At 58.1% G+C, this 3,882-nt stretch carries 2 rRNA genes; both read right to left on the bottom strand.

What is annotated here, in order from left to right:
- Nucleotides 1-1,925 (bottom strand): 23S ribosomal RNA (locus NGF19_RS30140); the annotation flags it as partial.
- 317 nt (nt 1,926-2,242) lie between these two features.
- Nucleotides 2,243-3,769, bottom strand: a 16S ribosomal RNA gene (locus NGF19_RS30135).
- Nucleotides 3,770-3,882: the final 113 nt, after the last annotated feature.

The following is a 3,882-nucleotide window of genomic DNA, read 5'->3' as shown; positions in this document are numbered from 1 at the left end:
GTGGCCCCCCTTCTCCCGAAGTTACGGGGGCATTTTGCCGAATTCCTTAACCATAGTTCACCCGAACGCCTCGGTATTCTCTACCTGACCACCTGAGTCGGTTTAGGGTACGGGCCGCCATGAAACTCGCTAGAGGCTTTTCTCGACAGCATAGGATCATCCACTTCACCACAATCGGCTCGGCATCAGGTCTCAGCCTTATGTGCGACGGATTTACCTACCGCACGGCCTACACCCTTACCCCGGGACAACCACCGCCCGGGATGGACTACCTTCCTGCGTCACCCCATCACTCACCTACTAACCGCTTGGTCCGGCGGCTCCACCACTTTCCTTCCCCCGAAGGGTCCGGAACGGCTTCACGGCCTTAGCATCACGATGCTCGATGTTTGACGCTTCACAGCGGGTACCGGAATATCAACCGGTTATCCATCGACTACGCCTGTCGGCCTCGCCTTAGGTCCCGACTTACCCTGGGCAGATCAGCTTGACCCAGGAACCCTTAGTCAATCGGCGCACACGTTTCTCACGTGTGAATCGCTACTCATGCCTGCATTCTCACTCGTCAACCGTCCACGACTACCTTCCAGTGCCGCTTCACCCGGCAGACGACGCTCCCCTACCCATCACAGCCTCCGTTGGGAGTACATGCTGCAATGACACGACTTCGGCGGTACGCTTGAGCCCCGCTACATTGTCGGCGCGGAATCACTAGACCAGTGAGCTATTACGCACTCTTTCAAGGGTGGCTGCTTCTAAGCCAACCTCCTGGTTGTTTCTGCGACTCCACATCCTTTCCCACTTAGCGTACGCTTAGGGGCCTTAGTCGATGCTCTGGGCTGTTTCCCTCTCGACCATGGAGCTTATCCCCCACAGTCTCACTGCCGCGCTCTCACTTACCGGCATTCGGAGTTTGGCTAAGGTCAGTAACCCGGTAGGGCCCATCGCCTATCCAGTGCTCTACCTCCGGCAAGAAACACACGACGCTGCACCTAAATGCATTTCGGGGAGAACCAGCTATCACGGAGTTTGATTGGCCTTTCACCCCTAACCACAGGTCATCCCCCAGGTTTTCAACCCTGGTGGGTTCGGTCCTCCACGAAGTCTTACCTCCGCTTCAACCTGCCCATGGCTAGATCACTCCGCTTCGGGTCTTGAGCGTGCTACTCAAACGCCCTGTTCGGACTCGCTTTCGCTACGGCTACCCCACCCGGGTTAACCTCGCAACACACCGCAAACTCGCAGGCTCATTCTTCAAAAGGCACGCAGTCACGAGACACCAGCAAGCTGATGCCCGACGCTCCCACGGCTTGTAGGCACACGGTTTCAGGTACTATTTCACTCCCCTCCCGGGGTACTTTTCACCATTCCCTCACGGTACTATCCGCTATCGGTCACCAGGGAATATTTAGGCTTAGCGGGTGGTCCCGCCAGATTCACACGGGATTTCTCGGGCCCCGTGCTACTTGGGTGTTTCTCAAACGAGCCGTACAGATTTCAGCTACGGGGGTCTTACCCTCTACGCCGGACCTTTCGCATGTCCTTCGCCTACCCATACGGTTTCTGACTCGCCGACCAACCGGCAGATTGGTCAAGAGAAATCCCACAACCCCGTATACGCAACCCCTGCCGGGTCTCACACGCATACGGTTTGGCCTCATCCAGTTTCGCTCGCCACTACTCCCGGAATCACGGTTGTTTTCTCTTCCTGCGGGTACTGAGATGTTTCACTTCCCCGCGTTCCCTCCACTTGCCCTATGTGTTCAGACAAGGGTGACAGCCCATGACGACTGCCGGGTTTCCCCATTCGGAAACCCCCGGATCAAAGCCTGGTTGACGGCTCCCCGGGGACTATCGTGGCCTCCCACGTCCTTCATCGGTTCCTGGTGCCAAGGCATCCACCGTGCGCCCTTAAAAACTTGGCCACAGATGCTCGCGTCCACTGTGCAGTTCTCAAACAACGACCAACCACCCATCACCCCACTGGAAACATCCAGTGAGTGCACTGGGGCCGGCACCGAAGACACAACCAAACGGCCGTGCCCTCAGACACCCAACAGCGTGCCCGACACCCCCGCCCACTCGCAGTCCGTGTTCCACGCTCCGAAGGAGCAGTACTAACAACCCGAGATGACCCGAGGATGCCGAATAGTCAACGTTCCACCCATGAGCAACCAGCATCAGACATTCGCTGATGTACTGGCCTCTGACCAGCCAAAGACTGGTAAGAAGTGCTCCTTAGAAAGGAGGTGATCCAGCCGCACCTTCCGGTACGGCTACCTTGTTACGACTTCGTCCCAATCGCCAGTCCCACCTTCGACAGCTCCCTCCCACAAGGGGTTGGGCCACCGGCTTCGGGTGTTACCGACTTTCGTGACGTGACGGGCGGTGTGTACAAGGCCCGGGAACGTATTCACCGCAGCAATGCTGATCTGCGATTACTAGCGACTCCGACTTCATGGGGTCGAGTTGCAGACCCCAATCCGAACTGAGACCGGCTTTTTGAGATTCGCTCCACCTCACGGTATCGCAGCTCATTGTACCGGCCATTGTAGCACGTGTGCAGCCCAAGACATAAGGGGCATGATGACTTGACGTCGTCCCCACCTTCCTCCGAGTTGACCCCGGCGGTCTCCCGTGAGTCCCCAGCACCACAAGGGCCTGCTGGCAACACGGGACAAGGGTTGCGCTCGTTGCGGGACTTAACCCAACATCTCACGACACGAGCTGACGACAGCCATGCACCACCTGTACACCGACCACAAGGGGGGCACTATCTCTAATGCTTTCCGGTGTATGTCAAGCCTTGGTAAGGTTCTTCGCGTTGCGTCGAATTAAGCCACATGCTCCGCCGCTTGTGCGGGCCCCCGTCAATTCCTTTGAGTTTTAGCCTTGCGGCCGTACTCCCCAGGCGGGGCACTTAATGCGTTAGCTGCGGCACGGACGACGTGGAATGTCGCCCACACCTAGTGCCCACCGTTTACGGCGTGGACTACCAGGGTATCTAATCCTGTTCGCTCCCCACGCTTTCGCTCCTCAGCGTCAGTATCGGCCCAGAGATCCGCCTTCGCCACCGGTGTTCCTCCTGATATCTGCGCATTTCACCGCTACACCAGGAATTCCGATCTCCCCTACCGAACTCTAGCCTGCCCGTATCGACTGCAGACCCGGGGTTAAGCCCCGGGCTTTCACAACCGACGCGACAAGCCGCCTACGAGCTCTTTACGCCCAATAATTCCGGACAACGCTTGCGCCCTACGTATTACCGCGGCTGCTGGCACGTAGTTAGCCGGCGCTTCTTCTGCAGGTACCGTCACTCTCGCTTCTTCCCTGCTGAAAGAGGTTTACAACCCGAAGGCCGTCATCCCTCACGCGGCGTCGCTGCATCAGGCTTTCGCCCATTGTGCAATATTCCCCACTGCTGCCTCCCGTAGGAGTCTGGGCCGTGTCTCAGTCCCAGTGTGGCCGGTCGCCCTCTCAGGCCGGCTACCCGTCGTCGCCTTGGTGAGCCACTACCTCACCAACAAGCTGATAGGCCGCGGGCTCATCCTGCACCGCCGGAGCTTTACACCACCAAGGATGCCCTCAATGGTCATATCCGGTATTAGACCCCGTTTCCAGGGCTTGTCCCAGAGTGCAGGGCAGATTGCCCACGTGTTACTCACCCGTTCGCCACTAATCCCCGGCCGAAACCGGTTCATCGTTCGACTTGCATGTGTTAAGCACGCCGCCAGCGTTCGTCCTGAGCCAGGATCAAACTCTCCGTGAATGCTTCCGGGCTATCCCGGTCACACAACACGAGAGCGGAACCAAGAGGAGGAATAGTCCCCTCGGTTCACAGCGTCCTCGCTGTGTTATTTCAAAGGAACCTCGCCCCAACCG

Origin of the sequence: Streptomyces macrolidinus, from assembly GCF_023887685.1 — a bacterium.
Classification (GTDB): domain Bacteria; phylum Actinomycetota; class Actinomycetes; order Streptomycetales; family Streptomycetaceae; genus Streptomyces; species Streptomyces macrolidinus.
Note: the sequence above shows the minus strand (reverse complement) of the source record. Positions and strands in the feature narration are given on the sequence as shown.